Raw genomic sequence first — 16072 nt, 5'->3', positions numbered from 1 at the left:
TCTCGGCCGCCTTCAGTCCGCCTTGACGAAGCCGTTGGCCTGCGCCACTTCTTCGCTGGAGAGCCAGATTTCGGCGAGCGTGTCGTGATAGAGCTCGCTGCCCGGCGTGTAGTACAGCCCGAAGCGGGCGCTCGCCTTGATCGGGTATCCGTCGGGCGCCTGGTAGGGGTCGTCGAGCGGTAGGTGGATGGTCGGGCGCCCGCCCGGGCCGAGCGCCGCACCGCTGTCGTCGTCGGCGGCCGCATGCCGCCCGCCGCGCTGCTCGGACGCCCCGACAGCTGCCGCCTCGGGCGCGACGGCTTCCGGGGCGGCTACCTCGGCCTCGGACACGTCCGCCGGGACGTGGGGCACCGCAACGTCCGGATGCTCGGGCTCGGACTCGGGCTCGGGGGCGGGAGCACCTTCCTCGAACCCGGCGTCGGGAGGCGTGTGGAGAACGGCGACATCGAGGTATTCGGCCTCCACGTAGTCGCTGTCGGCGTGGTCGGCTTCGGGGAGGTAGGCGGACCCGTGCTCGCCGTCGGCGTACCCGCCTTCGGCGTAATCCGCGTCGGCGTAATCGGATTCGGCGTATTCGGGTTCACCGTATTCGGGTTCGGCGTGCTCGGGTTCGGGGTAACCGGCCTCGCCTTCGGGGTAGCCGGCCTCCGACAGGGCCGCCGGCGAGACGGCGGAGAAGGAGTCTGTGTCGACCGCGTCGGGGTCCTCCTGCTCGAGCCCGAAGGAACCCTCGTCCGCGCCACCCCGGCGCCAGCTGACCCGCCCGGCCGCCTCAGCATCGGGGGCCGCGGGCTCGTGGGCGAAATGCTCGGTGGTCGCGTCCTCGTGTCCCCAGTGCTGGTCACCCACGGCGTCGTAGCCGACATCGAGGTCGCCGTGGGGCTCGTAGCCGGCGCCGTCGCCGGCCCGACGCCGGCGCCAACGGAAGGCCACCAGCCCCGCCAACACGATCAGCACCAGCACCGGAATGACGGCCAGCAGCCACCACGACTGCCAGGTGAATTTCTTGGGGTGCGTGGGCATCGCCGAGCTGCTCGGCTGGTTCTGGCCCGACACCTGCAGGCCGGAGAGCAACGGCGCCAGGTTGGCCGGATCCGTGCTGAACGTGTTCTTCGCCCGGTTCCACGAGACCTTGCCGCCGGCGAACTGCTGGGAAACGACGTCGCCGTCGACGGCCTGGTCGCCGACCGGCGCCCCCAGCTTGCCGGTCGGTCCGCGGAGCTTGTCCCACGCGGCCTTCATGGCCCCGCGGACCACGAAGGCGCCGTGCTCCGAGGTCCAGAAGATCACCGGCTTGTCGGCGCCGGAGAAGGTGACGATGCGGCTGGACGGGATGCCACCGTCGGACTCATTGGCGGTGGGGAAACCCAGGTCGCTGCCGGCCGGTCCGCCGAGCGACTCGTACTTGGCCAGGATGTTGGTTTCGACGGCGTTCGCGCCGGTGGCGGGGCTGAAGTACACCTTCCCGTTGGCGAAGTCCTGGACGATGCCGTCGCCGCCGATCGGATACTGCGCGCCCTTCTTGACCCCCAGGGGCCCATTAGGGCCGCCGGCCGCGCGCCAGGCCATGTTGATGGCCGCGGTGGGATCGATCGCCACCTGCAGACCCTTCAACTGGTCGGCCAGGGCCGGCGGCTCAGTGGTGAACTGCTTCGTCTGCCTGTTCCAGGAAACCTGACCGCCGCTGAATTTCTGGGCGGACACCTCGCCGTTGTACGTTTCGTCGCCGACCGGGACCCCGAGCACGCCGCCCGAACTGCCCAGCTTGTCCCAGGCGGCGTTGATCGCGCCGCGCACCACGAATGCGCCGTGGTCGGGCGTCCAGAAGATCACCGGCTTGTCGCTGGCCGAGAAGGTGACCACGCGGCTGTCGGGGCCGGCGAGGCCGGGCACTTCGTTGATGGCCGGGAAGCCCAGATCGCTGCCGGCGGGCCCGCCCAGCATCTCGTACTTGTCCAGGATCGGCCCGTAGACGAATTTCGCACCGGTCGCCGGGGTGAAGAACATCTTGCCGCCGTCGAAGTCCAGCGCGAAACCGTCGCCGGCGGGATAGACATCGCCCTTCCGGGCGCCCAGGGGTGACGAGTCGCCGCCGGCCTTCTCCCAGGCCGCCATCATGGCCGCCTCGGCGTCGCCGATGGGCGACGCCGACGCCGGTGGCGCCAGCAAGGCAGCGGCCATTGCTGCAGCGGCCAAGCTGACCAGCGCGCTCCCGACCAGCCTGCGCATGTGACCTCTCTGCCCGTTCACCAAGCCTCCCAGCCGACGGCTATTCCCCTATCAACGGCTGTGCCCATTCCGCACAGCCGGCGAGCGGGCCGCGGTCCGACCGCGGAGAAACAACCACGTTCCGAACCGCATATGCGCCGGGCTCGCATAACTTTGCTCCAGCCAACGAAAAATGCGAAGTCAGATCACGAATATTACAAAAACGGATACCACGCCGATGTCGAAATGATGCCGAGCCACGCTCAAATCGCGACCGGGCGCCCCGTCGCTCACGCGATGTTCGGCTAATCGCGCCGAATCCCGAACACGACGATCGCCCGCGCAATGAGGTACGCCTGGGGTGGCACGCAGCGATTCGGCGTTCGCAGGGGTTGCCGAACTTGACCAGGTGCTCGGAGCCGTCATGATTTTCGGCGCGACGATGCGTCATTGCCCGGGCGGCGCACCCAAAACACATGTGCCGACGGTACGTGAAGCCATTAACTCTTCAACGATCCACCCGAAAAACGGCCGCACGCCGGGCGCCGATCGGGTTTGCCGCCGAAGCGCCGAATTGCCCGGTCCGACGGCATTTCCAACCAACGGCGCTAGGGCTAGACCCCCAGGCTGCGGCCGATGATCTCTTTCATGATCTCGGTCGTTCCGCCATAGATGGTCTGCACCCTGGCGTCCAGATAGGCACGGGCAACGGGATATTCGCGCATGTAGCCGTAGCCGCCGTGCAGTTGCAGGCAACGGTCGATCAGGTGCACCTGCTTTTCGGTGGAGTACCACTTGGCCATCGCCGCCTGCTCCGCGGTCAGCTTCTTGTCCAGGTGCAGCCGGATGAATTCGTCGACCATCATGCGCACCACGGTCGCCTCGGTCGCCAGCTCGGCAAGCACGAAGCGGCTGTTCTGGAAGCTGCCGATCGGCTTGTTAAATGCCTTGCGCTCCTTGGTGTATTGCAACGTGTGTTCGAGCACCTGCTCCATCGCCGCGGCGGCCATGATGGCGATCGAGATGCGTTCCTGCGGCAGGTTCTGCATCAGGTAGATGAACCCCATGCCCTCCTGCCCCAGCAGGTTTTCGGCGGGCACCTTCACATCGGTGAACGACAACTCGGCGGTGTCCTGCGCGTCCAGCCCGATCTTGTCCAGGTGGCGGCCGCGTTCGAAGCCCTCCATGCCGCGTTCGACGACGAGCAGCGAAAAGCCCTGCGCCCCTTTGTCCGGATCGGTCTGGGCGACGACGATGACCAGGTCGGCGTTGATTCCGTTGGTGATGAACGTCTTTGCGCCGTTGAGCACGTAGTGGTCGCCCTGCTTGACCGCACGGGTCTTGATGCCCTGCAAGTCGCTACCGGTTCCCGGCTCGGTCATCGCGATCGCGGTGATGATCTCGCCGGTGCAGAACTTGGGCAGCCAGCGCTGCTTCTGCTCCTCGGTGGCCAACGCGAGCAGGTACGGCGCCACGATGTCGTTGTGCAGGCCGAAGCCGATGCCGCTGTAGCGACCGGCGGTGGTCTCCTCGGTGATGATCGTGTTGTACCGGAAGTCGGGGTTGCCCCCGCCGCCGTATTCCTCCGGCACCGCCATGCCCAAAAAGCCCTGCTTACCGGCCTCGAGCCACACGCCGCGGTCGACGATCTTGGCCTTCTCCCATTCGTCGTGATGCGGCGCGACATGGCGATCCAGGAAGCCACGGTAGGACTCACGGAACAGGTCGTGCTCCGGCTCGAAAAGAGTGCGCTGGTACTTGACGGCACTGCCCATGGGAATGACCTCCGGCGAAGGGGAACTCTGTCGCCCAACATATACCAACCAGACGGTTGGTCGGCAGTCGGCGGGGTCGGCCCGCCGGGCAGATCAGTGGGCCGAGAACTCTTGCAGCCGGCCGGCCAGCGCCACCGGCACCCGGGCCTTGATCCGGGTGCCCCCGGGGTTGTGCTCCTCCTGCTGGACGCGCCCGTCGGCGTGCAGCCGGGCGACCAGGTCGCCGCGGTGATAAGGGATCAGGACGTCCACGGCGGTGTCGGCGGGCACGGCCATCTCGCCCATCCGGCGCCGCAGGGCGTCGATGCCCTCGCCCGTGCGGGCCGAGACGAACATCGCGCCGGGCAGCGCATGCCGGAGCTTGGCCAGCATCAGACCACTCGCGGCGTCGACCTTGTTCACCACCAGCAGTTCGGGCGGCGGGTCACCATGATGGTCGGCGATGACTTCGGAGATCACCTCGCGCACCGCGTTGATCTGGGCCAGGGGGTTGACGTCGGAGCCGTCGACCACGTGCAACAACAGGTCGGCGTCGACGACCTCCTCCAGCGTGGAGCGGAACGCCTCGACCAGCTGGGTTGGCAAGTGCCGGACGAACCCGACGGTGTCGGTGAGTACCAGCGGGCGACCGTCTTCGAACTCGGCGCGGCGGGTGGTGGGCTCCAGGGTGGCGAACAATGCGTCCTGCACCAGCACACCGGCGCCGGTAAGCGCGTTGAGCAGGCTCGACTTGCCGGCGTTGGTGTAGCCGACGATGGCGACCGACGGCACGGCGCTGGCCAGCCGGCGGCTGCGCTGGGTGTCGCGGACCTGCTTCATGTCCTTGATCTCGCGGCGCAGCTTGGCCATGCGTTCGCGGACGCGACGGCGGTCGGTCTCGATCTTGGTTTCACCGGGACCGCGCAGGCCCACGCCTCCCCCGCTGCCGCCGGCGCGGCCACCGGCCTGCCGGGACATCGACTCACCCCAGCCGCGCAGCCGCGGCAACATGTACTCCATCTGGGCCAGCGATACCTGCGCCTTGCCCTCCCGGCTGGTGGCGTGCTGGGCGAAGATGTCCAGGATCAGCGCGGTGCGGTCGATGACCTTGACCTTCACCGCCTTTTCCAGCGCGGTCAGCTGCGCCGGGGACAGTTCACCGTCGCAGATCACGGTGTCGGCGCCGGTCGCCAGCACCACTTCGCGTAGCTCCTGGGCCTTCCCCGAGCCGATGTAGGTCGACGGGTCGGGCTTGTCGCGGCGCTGGATGAGCCCTTCGAGCACCTGGGAGCCGGCGGTCTCGGCAAGGGCGGCCAGCTCGGCCATGCTGGCCTCGCTGTCGGCGGCGGTGCCGTCGGTCCACACACCGACCAGCACGACGCGTTCCAGCCGCAGCTGGCGGTACTCGACTTCGGAGACGTCGGTGAGTTCGGTGGACAGACCGGCGACGCGGCGCAGCGCCGACCGTTCTTCCAGGGCGAGCTCGCCGGTGCTTGGCTCCGCGACTGCGGGAGCGTGATTTTGGAATTCAGGTTGTGTCATAGGCAATACAAGATGATGCACGGCGAATCGCCGCCGTGCACTCGAATTAACGCTCCTGCGCGTCCCACCATTCCTCGCTGACCTCCCCGTGCGCCACCAGTACCGACGGCCCCCTCAGGTAGCTGGTGGCGTCGGTGATCGTGACGACGACGTCACCGCCCGGCACCCGCACGGTCAGCGTGCCGGTGGCCGCACCGGCGGCGGCCAGGGCGGCGACGGTGGCCGCGACCGTGCCGGTGCCGCACGAGCGCGTCTCGCCCACGCCGCGCTCGTGCACCCGCATCCGCACCGCACCGTCAACGGGTGAGGTGAGGACTTCGACGTTGACCCCGTCCGGAAATTGGGCGTGGTCGAAGCTGACCGGTGCGGCCACGTCCAGCCGCGCCAACTCCTCGGCGGTCAGGCCGGGATCCACGCACGCCAGGTGGGGGTTGCCCACGTCGACCGCCAGGCCGGAGAACCGCCGGCCGCCGACGACCGCGCTTCCGGGACCGAGCGTGTTGGCCTTGCCCATGTCGACGCTGATCTCGGCACGGGTGGTGTCGGCGCGGTGCACGGTGATCGGCCGCGGGCCGGCCGGCGACCCCACCACGAACTCGTCGCGGGCCTCGAGCCCGCTGGCGCGCAGGTAGTGCGCGAACACCCGGACGCCGTTGCCGCACATCTGCGCGAGCGAGCCGTCGGCGTTGCGGTAATCCATGTACCAATCGGCCGAGGCCACTCCGTCGGGCAGCCGGTCGAGAACGCCGGCCGCCAGCGCGGCGCCGGCGGTGGTGACCCGCAGCACGCCGTCGGCGCCCAGCCCGCGCCGCCGGTCGCACAGGGCGGTCACCCGTGCCGCGGTCAGGTCGAGCGCGGCCTGTGCGTCCGGGAGCACCACGAAGTCGTTCTCGGTGCCGTGCCCCTTTGCGAATTGCACCTGCTCAGGATACGTGGCGCCAGGCTTGCAGGGCTTCGTCGACGAGCCGGGCGCCGTCGGCCCCGCCTTTTTCAGAGTCCAGCCAGCGGACCCGGTGGTCGCGGCGGAACCACGACCGCTGGCGTCGCACGTAGCGTCGGGTGCCCACGTACGTCTGCTCCCGCGCGTCGCGCAGCCGGTCGTCGCCGCCCCCGGCGTCGAGCGCCTCGATCACCTGCGCGTAGCCCAGGGCGCGCGAGGCGGTGACCCCGTCGCGAAGACCCTCTTCGAGCAGCGCGGCTACCTCGTCGACCAGGCCCTGGTCGAACATGGCGTCGGCGCGACGGGCCAGCCGCTTGTCGAGAGCCGTTGTCTGGCAGTCGAGTCCGACGATGGCGGCGTCCCACCTCGGAGCGCCGATGCGTGGCGCGGACGCGGCGAACGGCCGTCCGGTCAGCTCGATCACCTCGAGCGCCCGCACGGTGCGCCGCGCGTCCGTGGGCAGGATGGCCGCGGCCGCGGCGGGGTCGCGTCGGGCCAGCTCGGCGTGCAGGCCGCCGACCCCCACCTCGGCCAGCCGCTGTTCCCAGCGCGCCCGCACGGCCGGATCGGTGGCCGGGAACGACCAGTCGTCGAGCAGGGACTGGATGTAGAGCATGGAGCCGCCCACGATGATGGGCACGGCGCCGCGGGCCGCGATCGCCTCGACGTCCGCGGCCGCGGCGGCCTGGTAGCGGGCGACGGTCGCGGTCTCGGTGACGTCCAGGACGTCGAGCTGGTGATGCGGGATCCCGCGGCGTTGGTCGACGGGCAGCTTGGCGGTGCCGATGTCCATTCCGCGATACAGCTGCATCGCGTCGGCGTTGACGATCTCGGCGCCGCCCTCGAGCCGTTCCGCGATGTCGAGCGCCAGTTGCGACTTGCCCGTTCCGGTGGGGCCGATGATCGCCAGCGGTCGCACGGCCACCTCAGAGCTGCCAGGCACCGGCGAAGTAGCCCACGCCGTAGGGCGCACCCCGGTACAGCTCCTTGGCCGTCCGTGGTCCCGGCGCGGCCAGGCCGGCCAGCACCTGGAAGGCGACCCGGCCCAGGATCTGCCGCGGCAACCGGCCCAGGGCGGCGACGTCGCCGGTTGCCAGCGCGTCGTCGAGCGCCCGCTGCGCGTCGGCGTTGCCGGGGTCGTACCCGCCGGGGGCGGCCGGGGTGAGGGTGTTGGCGCCGTCGGCGACCACCAACACCCCGATCGGCTCGGGTGACGCGTCGATCTCGGCGCGCAACCGCCGTCCGCGGTCCAGCGCGGTCTCGGCGTTGCGGTCGGCGGAGTAGACCCGTGCTTGCGCGGTGGCGTCGGGGCGGACCTTGCCGCGGAGCCAGGCGGCCAGCAACACGCACACGGGCAGCTCGACGGGCGACTCGTCGTCGGCGCGCGGGGACAGCCGGACCCGGAGGTCCACGCCGAAACCCGCGAAAGCGCCGGCCGTGTCGGGCCCGAACGCCTCGTCACGCCCGGCGGTCCCGATGACGGTCCACGCCACGGGCAACAGCGCAGCCGCCGCCAGCACCGCGGCCGCCAGGTCGGTCACCTCCGCGGCGGCGGCTCCGGCGAGCTCGGGCACCAGCAGCGGCGCCGATGGAACGATCGCGATGCCGCTGAGCACGCCACCAAACTAACGTTTCGCCGGCGCGGCGTGTTCAGGCCTCGGCTCTCGCCGCCATGACGGGACCGCTAAGAGGGTCGGACTCACCGTCGCCGGACGACCAGGGGTCCGCCGTGACGTCTCCGGTGTCACGGCCGACCTGCGCGACCATGGTGGCGGCCTCCCCGCGGGCCAGCGCGATCGTCGCCACGATCACCACCGCCACCGCCGCGACCAGCACGAAGGCCTTGGGTCCCGTGGCGTTCAGCGTTTCGCCGAGCACGAAGATCCCAAGCAGGCCGGCCACCACGGGCTTGGCCACGGTCATCGTCGGCATGGAGGCCGTCAGCGCGCCGGCGCGGAACGCCGACTGCTGGAAGATCATCCCGGTCAGCGCCAGCAGCAACCAGGGCACGAATTCGGGTGCGCTCAACACGGCCAGCGGGCCGGCCTCGCCCACCTCGACGATGCCCTTGGTCAGCACCGCGAACAGGGCCAAAGCGGAGCCCGCCACCACCGCGAGCAGTGCGGCCGCCATCGGGCTGCCCGACCAGATCCGCGCGGCCACCACGCACGCCACCAACAGCGGCACCATCACCGCGGCCACGACGGCCCACGTGCCGACCGCCGCGCGCTGATCGCCGGAGGCCGGGTCGCCCACGATGATGACCACCGCCAGGGCGCCGGCCAGTATCACCGCCCAGATCCACTCCCAGCGGGTCACCCGCCGCCTGGTCAGGCGCGCATAGATCGGCAGCGCGAACAGCAGCGCGGTCACCTGCAGCGCGGTCACCAGCACTACCGAGCCCCAGGCCAGGGCCCCGGCCTGCAGGCTGTAATTGACGATCGCCGCCGCGCCCCCCAACCACCACCGGGTGTCCCGCAGCGACATGCGGAACAACTCGAGATGGCCGACGTCTTTGTCCGTGATCTCCTGCGCCGAGCGCTGGCGGATCACATCGCCGACCGCGGACGCCAGCGCCGCGCACAATGCGATCAACGCCGCGACATCAACCTTCGACATAGCGACCCCTCACCTCAAAAGTGCCCCGACCAGCTTTCCCTGGGGCAAGGGCAAATACACCCAAAATTTGCATTCAATTCAGCAACAACCGTATGACGTTGACCACGCCACCGGCGTTCAGCGAAACACCCTCTGTTGATACTTCACCAACCTATGGAGACGCTGTGGGTCACGCTGCGATCGGGTAACGGCGGCAGCTGCCGAACGCCCGCCGATCGCGATCCACGGCGCCGACGCCAACGCCGGCAAAGCGGCGATGTCCGCCCGGGGATGGTTTCTGAGTGCGAGTGGGGGTAGGACAGGTGTCATACCCGATGCGCCCACGCCGATTCGTCCCAAGCGGGAAGATCACTGGTGGCGGCGCACGGGCCGCCAAGCTGCTTGAATACTGTTGAGCAGCTGTTGGGAGGGCCGCGACGGCCAGCCCACCGGTGCAGCAGACGGTGCCGCTACGCGCGGCAGGTGCGCGGGACAGCGACCGCGCGAAGGGTAGGTGACGAGCGAATGACGGCTGACGAACCCCACGGCGCAGAGCCGGCTGGGCCGGTGCCCCGACCGGTGCCGGGCCCGGTGCCACGCCCGGGCCCACGTCCCGGTCCCCGGCCGGTGGCCTCGGGGCCGCGGCCCGCCGTCCACCCGGTGCCGGCGCCGCCCACCAGCGATCCGCATCGGTTCGGGCGCGTCGACGACGACGGCACGGTGTGGCTGATCACCGCCGACGGCGAACGCGTGGTCGGCTCCTGGCAGGCCGGCGACGCCGAAGCCGCCTTCGCCCACTTCGGCCGCCGCTTCGACGACCTGAGCACCGAGGTCACGCTCATGGAGGAGCGGCTCGCGGCGGGCACCGGCGACGCCCGCAAGATCAAGGCCCACGCCTCCGAGCTCGCCGAGAGCTTGCCGACCGCGGCCGTACTGGGCGACATCGACGCGCTCGCACGCCGGCTCACCAGCCTCATCGACCAGGTGGAGGCCACCGTCGCCGCGGAGCGCTCGCGCCGCGACGAGCATCGCGCCGCCCAGACCGCGCGCAAGGAGGCGCTGGCCGCCGAGGCCGAGGAGTTGGGCGCCAACTCCACGCAGTGGAAGGCCGCCGGCGACCGGCTGCGGGCCATCCTCGACGAGTGGAAGACCATCAACGGCCTGGACCGCAAGGTCGACGACGCCCTGTGGAAGCGCTATTCGGCGGCCCGGGAGGCGTTCAACCGGCGGCGGGGGTCCCATTTCGCCGAACTGGACCGCGAACGCCTGGGCGTTCGCCAGGCGAAGGAACGACTCTGCGAACGGGCCGAGGAGCTGTCCGATTCGACGGACTGGACGTCCACCAGCGCCGAATTCCGCAAGCTGCTCACGGAGTGGAAGGCGGCGGGCCGAGCCGCCCGCGACGTCGACGACGCGCTGTGGCGGCGGTTCAAGGCGGCCCAGGACGTCTTCTTCACGGCCCGCAACTCGGCGACGGCGGAGAAGGACGCGGAGCTGCGGGCCAACGCCACCGCCAAGGAGGCCCTGCTGGCCGAGGCGGAGAGGATCGACACCAGCAACCACGACGCGGCCAGGGCGGCGCTGCGTTCGATCGCCGACAAGTGGGACGCGATCGGCAAGGTGCCGCGGGAGCGGTCAGCCGAATTGGAGCGCCGCCTGCGCGCGGTCGAGAAGAAGGTGCGCGATGCGGGCGAGGCCGATTGGTCCGATCCGCAGGCGCAGGCCCGCGCCGAGCAATTCCGCACCCGCGCCGAACAATACGAGCAGCAGGCCGAGAAGGCCGCGGCGGCGGGCCGCACCAAAGAGGCCGAAGAGGCCAGGGCCAACGCCGAACAGTGGCGGCAATGGGCGCAGGCGGCCGCGCAGGCGCTGACCCGTAAGCCCTAGGCTTCGGAGTCCCCGGAGGTCCGGTCCGTAGATCCGCCCAGGCTGTCGAGCAGCGTCATCGACTGCTGCTGGGCCGCGACCCGGCGCCGCTCCTCCTCGGCCGCGAGTTGCACGATGGTCCGCGACCACACCACCCGGGCCCATTGGTAGGTCAGCACGAGGACGACGATCCACGCCGCGATCAGCCCGACCCCGGGGCCCGGGTGCCCCGCGGCCACGGTCTGGCGCGACCAGATGGCTAGCATCCCCGCCGCGCCGGCGAGCGCCGAACCCGCCAGCGCGACCCAGGCCAGCGCCCAACGCCGGGTCACCAACGCCAGCATGGAGAACCCGACGCCGAAAACGAGTGTCAGCCAGGCGAAGACGCGCGACGGCAGCGCCACCGCGGCCGCGCCGGCGCCGTGGCTGCTGAACAACACGTCCCAGCCCCGCACCGAGCCGGTGTGCGGCAGGATGAACGATCCCAGCAGCACGAAGACCAGGATCGCCACGACGAAACCGCGTGGGCCCGGGTCGAATCCGCGCGCGACGCGGCGCTCGGCGGCCTCGATTTCGCTCCGCAGGGCGTGAAAATGCGGGTGTTCTTCGTTCATCGGGCACATCCAAGGGATTCGGTGGGGTCCGTCGGGCCGGGCGGTCCGACGGCGGGCATGCCGAGACCGACGCCGCCGCGGCGCTGCCCGGCGGCGTGCGCGTCTCCCGCGCGGGTCCGGCGATGACTGAGGATGCCCGCGTCGGCGATGAGGTGGTGCGGCGCGGCCTGGGTGATCACCGCGGTGACGACGTCCCCCGGCCGCACCCGGTCGTCGGCGCCGAAGTGCACCAGGCGGCCATCGCGGGCGCGGCCGGTCATCCGGGAAGTGCGGGTGTCCTTGCGCCCCTCGCCGGCGGCGACCAGCAATTCGACGGTCCGACCGACCAGCGCCCGATTGCCCTCCAGCGAGATCTGTTCCTGCAGCTCGACCAGCCGCTCGTAGCGCTCCTGCACAACGGCTTTCGGGAGTTGCCCGTCGAGCTCGGCGGCCGGCGTGCCGGGCCGCTTGGAGTACTGGAAGGTGAACGCGGCCGCGAACCGGGCCTGCCGCACCACGTCCAGGGTTTCCAGGAAGTCCGCTTCGGTCTCGCCGGGGAACCCGACGATCAAGTCGGTGGTGATGGCGGCGTGCGGCATGGCCGCGCGGACGCGGTCCAGGATGCCGAGATAGCGCTCGGCGCGGTACGAGCGCCGCATGGCGCGCAGCACCCGGTCCGAGCCCGACTGCAGCGGCATGTGCAGGGCGGGGCAGACGTTCGGCGTCTGCGCCATGGCCTCGATGACGTCGTCGGTGAATTCGGCCGGATGCGGGGAGGTGAACCGCACGCGTTCCAGGCCGTCGATGTCCCCGCAGGCCCGCAGCAGCCGCGCGAACGCGCCGCGATCGCGCGGCAGCGTCGGGTCGGCGAACGACACCCCGTAGGCGTTGACGTTCTGGCCCAGCAGCGTGACTTCGAGCACGCCGTCGTCCACCAGCGCCCTCACCTCGGCCAGGACGTCGGCCGGGCTGCGGTCGACCTCCTTGCCCCGCAGCGAGGGGACGATGCAGAAAGTGCAGCTGTTGTTGCACCCGACGGAGACCGAAACCCAAGCGGCGTAGGCGGATTCGCGTGCGCTCGGCAGCGACGACGGGAACTCCTGCAGCGACTCGGCGATCTCCACCTGGGCGGTCTTGTTGTGCCGGGCGCGTTCGAGCAGCGCGGGCAGCGACCCGATGTTGTGCGTGCCGAATACGACGTCGACCCAGGGCGCCTTGCGCAGCAACGCGTCCCGGTCCTTCTGGGCCAGGCAGCCCCCGACCGCGATCTGCATCTCAGCGTTGGCGCGCTTGCGCGGCGCCAGGTGGCTGAGGTTGCCGTACAACTTGTTGTCGGCGTTCTCCCGGACCGCGCAGGTGTTGAAGACGACGACGTCGGCGTCGGCACCCTCGACGGCCCGCTGATAGCCGGCGGCCTCCAGCAGACCCGCCAGCCGCTCGGAGTCGTGGACGTTCATCTGGCAGCCGTAGGTGCGGACTTGATACGTCCGCGCCGAAACCACCACTGAAGTCACGGAGCCATGGTACGGCGGCCGGTCGGCCCGAGAGAAACCGCACGTCAGCGGGCTAGACCCGGCGACGCTCCCGTTCGGCGGCCAGCTCGGCGAGGACGACCTCGCAGGCCAGGTTCTGGCTGTAGCCGCGCCGCGCGAGCATCCCGACCAGCCGGCGGGTGATTCGCGCGTCGTCGCCGTCCAGCGTCTCCCGGCGCAGCTTGGCCCGCACCAACTGCTCGGCCCGGTCCCGCTCGGCCCCGGCGTCGATCCCGGACAGCGCCGCGGCGATCACGTCCCTGTCCACACCCTTGGTGTGCAATTCGGCGGCCAGGGCCCGCTTGCTCTTTCCCGCCTTCGCCCGGCGGCCCTGCACCCACTGCTGCGCGAAGTCGGTGTCATCGACCAGGCCGACGGCGGCCAGCCGGTCGAGCACGGAAGCGCTGACGTCCTCGGGGTAACCGCGTTTCGCCAGCTGACCGTGCAGCTCGGCGCGGGTGCGCGCCCTCGCGGTGAGCAGGCGCAGGCACAGCGTCCGCGCCTGCTCCTCGCGGGACGGCTCAGAAATCGACGGGGGCGGGCAGGACGCTGTCATCGGACAAGCCATCGGTGACGACCGGGCCAATGCCGAGCTTCTCCTTGATCTTCTTCTCGATCTCGTTGGCCACCTCGTCGTTTTCCATCAGGAAGGTGCGGGCGTTCTCCTTACCCTGACCGAGCTGCTCGCCCTCATAGGTGAACCAGGAACCGGACTTGCGGATGAAGCCCTGCTCCACGCCCATGTCGATCAGCGAGCCTTCCCGGCTGATCCCCCTGCCGTAGAGGATGTCGAATTCGGCCTGCTTGAACGGCGGCGACACCTTGTTCTTGACGACCTTGACGCGGGTGCGGTTGCCGACCGCGTTGGTGCCGTCCTTGAGCGTCTCGATCCGACGCACGTCCATGCGCACCGACGCGTAGAACTTCAGGGCCTTTCCACCCGTGGTGGTTTCCGGGCTGCCGAACATCACGCCGATCTTCTCGCGCAGCTGGTTGATGAAGATCGCGGTGGTGCCCGAATTGTTCAGCGCGCCAGTCATTTTCCGCAACGCCTGGCTCATCAGCCGGGCCTGCAACCCGACGTGGCTGTCACCCATCTCGCCCTCGAGCTCCGCACGCGGCACCAGCGCCGCCACCGAGTCGATGACCAGGATGTCCAGCGCACCGGACCGGATCAGCATGTCGGCGATCTCGAGGGCCTGCTCCCCCGTGTCGGGCTGGCTGACCAACAGGGAATCGGTGTCCACGCCGAGCTTCTTGGCGTAATCGGGGTCCAGGGCGTGCTCGGCGTCGATGAACGCCGCGACGCCACCGGCGGCCTGGGCGTTGGCCACCGCATGCAGGGCGACGGTGGTCTTACCCGACGATTCCGGGCCGTAGATCTCCACGACCCGGCCGCGGGGCAGACCGCCGATGCCCAGGGCCACGTCCAGTGCGATGGATCCGGTCGGGATGACCGAGATCGGCTGACGCATCTCGTCGCCGAGACGCATCACCGAGCCTTTGCCGTAGCTCTTTTCGATCTGGGCCATCGCCAGTTCGAGAGCCTTCTCGCGGTCGGGGGCTTGCGCCATGGTGCCTCTCCTATGGTTCGGTGTGTTCGGTGACCGGTGTCGGTCGGTTGGCCGTGACACTAGAGAGGGCCACCGACAAGTTGACTCACCGAACGTTTCCCACAGTAGCCGAACACCTGTTCGATTCAAGCGGACACGCCGAACCCGGTGACAGCGTGTGGCAACATCTGCCACCGAAAGGCGCTGACGGGGCCGGCAACGCCTGACCACGACCGGGGGCGGGCCTCCCCTGAAGAGGCCCTGAAGAAGCTGGGTTGCGCGGATATGGACATCTCTGCCGAACTCGCCGAAATATCCTCCTGCCAAGGGTTTTTCGCGGTGACGGTGGGCGGCGACGCGGCCGGATGGCACCCGGTCGCCCGGTCCTACGCAGACGGCTTCGCGGATTTGGTCGACGCCACCGCCGGCCGCTATCGCACGACGGACCTGCGGATCGCGGCCTCGCTGGTCCAGCTCGGTCACGCCGCCCGCCTGTGGTCACCGCTGCTCGCCTGCGCGCTGGGCCACGGGGTGATCCCCGATCTCGACGACCTGCAACGCGCCGACAACGGGGCGCAATTACGGTTGCCCGCACCCGTGGGACGGGCCGTCGACCGGCCGTCGGCGAGGTTGCTCTACGGCATCGTCGTCGAACAGCACATGCAGCCGCTCGCCGCCGGACTGCGGGTCAAGCTGGCGCCGGCCCTGCTGGCGGGCAACATCGCCTCCGCGCTCGTCGGGGCATCCCGGGCCCTGCTCTCGGCGCGGCCCGCCCTGCGCGGCCCGATCGTCGAGATCACGAACTCGCTGCTGGACACCGGCACGCTGGCGGGGTCCGGCGTCGTCACCGGTTCCGGCTTCAGGCGGCGCAGTTGCTGCCTGTTCTACCGCCTGCCCTCGGTGTGCGGCGACTGCGTGTTCGGCCGAACACCGCGCCGCACCCGTGGATAACCGGATTCACCACTGGTCGCGCGGCACGTCGAAGTCGACGCACAGGGCCCGCCACACGTCGCGGGGCTCGACCCCGTCCTCGATCGCCTGGGCGGCGGTGCGGCCGCCGAAATCGGTCAGCACGTGGTCGGCCAGCACCGAAGAGCCGTACGCCGCACCGAACCGCAGGACCACCCGTTCGTTGAATTCCGTTAGCCGCACGCCAGCAAGATACCCATCGGGCAGGGATCGGACACCGGCCCCGTCACCGCCAGCTGGCCGGCAGGTCGGTCCAGTGGTTGGGGCAGAAGTCCTGGACGGCCTCGGACATGGTGGTCCGCGCACGCTCCGCCGACATCCGGGAGCGCAATTGCATGAAGGCGTATTCGACCGGCTGCAAGCCCTGTTGAGCGGCGGCCGGGTCGTCCATCAATTGGCACGCCTGCTGCTCGTCGCCGCTGTCGGCGCGCGCGACGCCCGAGCTGAACATCAAGGCCAGAAGCAGGCCGCCGGCGGCGATCGCCCTCATTGTCATTGCCCTCCCGTCGCGGTCCGG

At 70.0% G+C, this 16072-nt stretch carries 15 protein-coding genes; 2 read left to right on the top strand and 13 right to left on the bottom strand.

Annotation, left to right across the window (positions count from 1 at the left end; all coding sequences use genetic code 11):
* Window positions 1-12: 12 nt before the first annotated feature.
* From A5692_RS19855 to A5692_RS19825, 7 genes are all read right to left on the bottom strand, one after another.
* Window positions 13-2229, bottom strand: a complete 2217-nt coding sequence (locus tag A5692_RS19855) for an LGFP repeat-containing protein (protein WP_068058911.1) — start codon at window positions 2227-2229, stop codon at window positions 13-15.
* A gap of 593 nt (window positions 2230-2822) precedes the next feature.
* Complete coding sequence (locus A5692_RS19850) at window positions 2823-3983, bottom strand: acyl-CoA dehydrogenase family protein (protein WP_068058909.1); 1161 nt, start codon at window positions 3981-3983, stop codon at window positions 2823-2825.
* A gap of 93 nt (window positions 3984-4076) precedes the next feature.
* Window positions 4077-5504: a GTPase HflX gene (gene hflX, locus A5692_RS19845; RefSeq protein ID WP_068058907.1), complete on the bottom strand. Its 1428-nt coding sequence runs from the start codon at window positions 5502-5504 to the stop codon at window positions 4077-4079.
* Window positions 5505-5550: 46 nt separating this feature from the next.
* Complete coding sequence (gene dapF / locus A5692_RS19840) at window positions 5551-6423, bottom strand: diaminopimelate epimerase (RefSeq protein ID WP_068058905.1); 873 nt, start codon at window positions 6421-6423, stop codon at window positions 5551-5553.
* A gap of 4 nt (window positions 6424-6427) precedes the next feature.
* Window positions 6428-7363 (bottom strand): tRNA (adenosine(37)-N6)-dimethylallyltransferase MiaA, encoded by a 936-nt coding sequence (miaA, locus tag A5692_RS19835; RefSeq protein WP_068059097.1) that lies wholly within the window; start codon window positions 7361-7363, stop codon window positions 6428-6430.
* Window positions 7364-7370: 7 nt separating this feature from the next.
* Window positions 7371-8060 carry a hypothetical protein gene (locus A5692_RS19830; RefSeq protein WP_068058904.1) on the bottom strand — a complete coding sequence of 230 codons (690 nt, stop codon included), beginning with the start codon at window positions 8058-8060 and terminating at the stop codon, window positions 7371-7373.
* A 34-nt stretch (window positions 8061-8094) separates the two neighbouring features.
* Window positions 8095-9063 carry a DMT family transporter gene (locus A5692_RS19825; protein WP_068058902.1) on the bottom strand — a complete coding sequence of 323 codons (969 nt, stop codon included), beginning with the start codon at window positions 9061-9063 and terminating at the stop codon, window positions 8095-8097.
* 504 nt (window positions 9064-9567) lie between these two features.
* Between A5692_RS19825 and A5692_RS19820 the strand changes: the two genes are divergently transcribed.
* On the top strand, window positions 9568-10929 hold the full coding sequence (locus tag A5692_RS19820) for a DUF349 domain-containing protein (RefSeq protein WP_068058900.1): 1362 nt from the start codon (window positions 9568-9570) through the stop codon (window positions 10927-10929).
* Here A5692_RS19820 and A5692_RS19815 read toward each other — a convergent pair.
* From A5692_RS19815 to recA, 4 genes are read right to left on the bottom strand one after another with little or no spacing between them, the layout of a single operon-like run.
* Window positions 10926-11531 carry a hypothetical protein gene (locus A5692_RS19815; protein WP_156766174.1) on the bottom strand — a complete coding sequence of 202 codons (606 nt, stop codon included), beginning with the start codon at window positions 11529-11531 and terminating at the stop codon, window positions 10926-10928. The two genes, A5692_RS19820 and A5692_RS19815, sit on opposite strands and share 4 nt — an antisense overlap.
* A complete protein-coding gene (gene miaB / locus A5692_RS19810) occupies window positions 11519-13015 on the bottom strand; it encodes a tRNA (N6-isopentenyl adenosine(37)-C2)-methylthiotransferase MiaB (RefSeq protein ID WP_255397059.1) in 1497 nt (498 codons plus the stop codon). Before miaB ends, A5692_RS19815 begins: the two co-directional genes overlap by 13 nt.
* A 52-nt stretch (window positions 13016-13067) precedes the next feature.
* On the bottom strand, window positions 13068-13589 hold the full coding sequence (gene recX / locus A5692_RS19805; protein WP_068058894.1) for a recombination regulator RecX: 522 nt from the start codon (window positions 13587-13589) through the stop codon (window positions 13068-13070).
* Window positions 13555-14607 (bottom strand): recombinase RecA, encoded by a 1053-nt coding sequence (gene recA / locus A5692_RS19800; RefSeq protein WP_068058892.1) that lies wholly within the window; start codon window positions 14605-14607, stop codon window positions 13555-13557. Before recA ends, recX begins: the two co-directional genes overlap by 35 nt.
* A 264-nt stretch (window positions 14608-14871) precedes the next feature.
* Between recA and A5692_RS19795 the strand changes: the two genes are divergently transcribed.
* Entirely contained in the window at window positions 14872-15537 is a 666-nt protein-coding gene (locus A5692_RS19795) for a (2Fe-2S)-binding protein (protein ID WP_068058890.1), read from the top strand.
* A 6-nt stretch (window positions 15538-15543) separates the two neighbouring features.
* On the opposite strand, the gene A5692_RS19790 is transcribed toward A5692_RS19795, so the two are convergent.
* Window positions 15544-15762, bottom strand: a complete 219-nt coding sequence (locus A5692_RS19790; RefSeq protein WP_197514518.1) for a DUF3046 domain-containing protein — start codon at window positions 15760-15762, stop codon at window positions 15544-15546.
* A gap of 19 nt (window positions 15763-15781) precedes the next feature.
* Window positions 15782-16045, bottom strand: a complete 264-nt coding sequence (locus A5692_RS19785; protein WP_068058886.1) for a hypothetical protein — start codon at window positions 16043-16045, stop codon at window positions 15782-15784.
* Between the last annotated feature and the right edge of the window lie 27 nt (window positions 16046-16072).

Origin of the sequence: Mycobacterium sp. E342 (assembly GCF_001667665.1) — a bacterium.
Lineage (GTDB): Bacteria > Actinomycetota > Actinomycetes > Mycobacteriales > Mycobacteriaceae > Mycobacterium.
Note: the sequence above shows the minus strand (reverse complement) of the source record. Positions and strands in the feature narration are given on the sequence as shown.

Excerpts from the sequence above, each read along its gene's own strand:
- A5692_RS19820 (WP_068058900.1), top strand. The coding sequence starts at position 9,568 with ATGACGGCTGACGAACCCCACGGCGCAGAGCCGGCTGGGCCGGTGCCC.
- A5692_RS19785 (WP_068058886.1), bottom strand. The coding sequence starts at position 16,045 with ATGAGGGCGATCGCCGCCGGCGGCCTGCTTCTGGCCTTGATGTTCAGC.
- A5692_RS19825 (WP_068058902.1), bottom strand. The coding sequence starts at position 9,063 with ATGTCGAAGGTTGATGTCGCGGCGTTGATCGCATTGTGCGCGGCGCTG.
- A5692_RS19795 (WP_068058890.1), top strand. The coding sequence starts at position 14,872 with ATGGACATCTCTGCCGAACTCGCCGAAATATCCTCCTGCCAAGGGTTT.
- recA (WP_068058892.1), bottom strand. The coding sequence starts at position 14,607 with ATGGCGCAAGCCCCCGACCGCGAGAAGGCTCTCGAACTGGCGATGGCC.
- hflX (WP_068058907.1), bottom strand. The coding sequence starts at position 5,504 with ATGACACAACCTGAATTCCAAAATCACGCTCCCGCAGTCGCGGAGCCA.
- recX (WP_068058894.1), bottom strand. The coding sequence starts at position 13,589 with ATGACAGCGTCCTGCCCGCCCCCGTCGATTTCTGAGCCGTCCCGCGAG.
- A5692_RS19815 (WP_156766174.1), bottom strand. The coding sequence starts at position 11,531 with ATGTGCCCGATGAACGAAGAACACCCGCATTTTCACGCCCTGCGGAGC.
- A5692_RS19855 (WP_068058911.1), bottom strand. The coding sequence starts at position 2,229 with ATGCGCAGGCTGGTCGGGAGCGCGCTGGTCAGCTTGGCCGCTGCAGCA.
- A5692_RS19850 (WP_068058909.1), bottom strand. The coding sequence starts at position 3,983 with ATGGGCAGTGCCGTCAAGTACCAGCGCACTCTTTTCGAGCCGGAGCAC.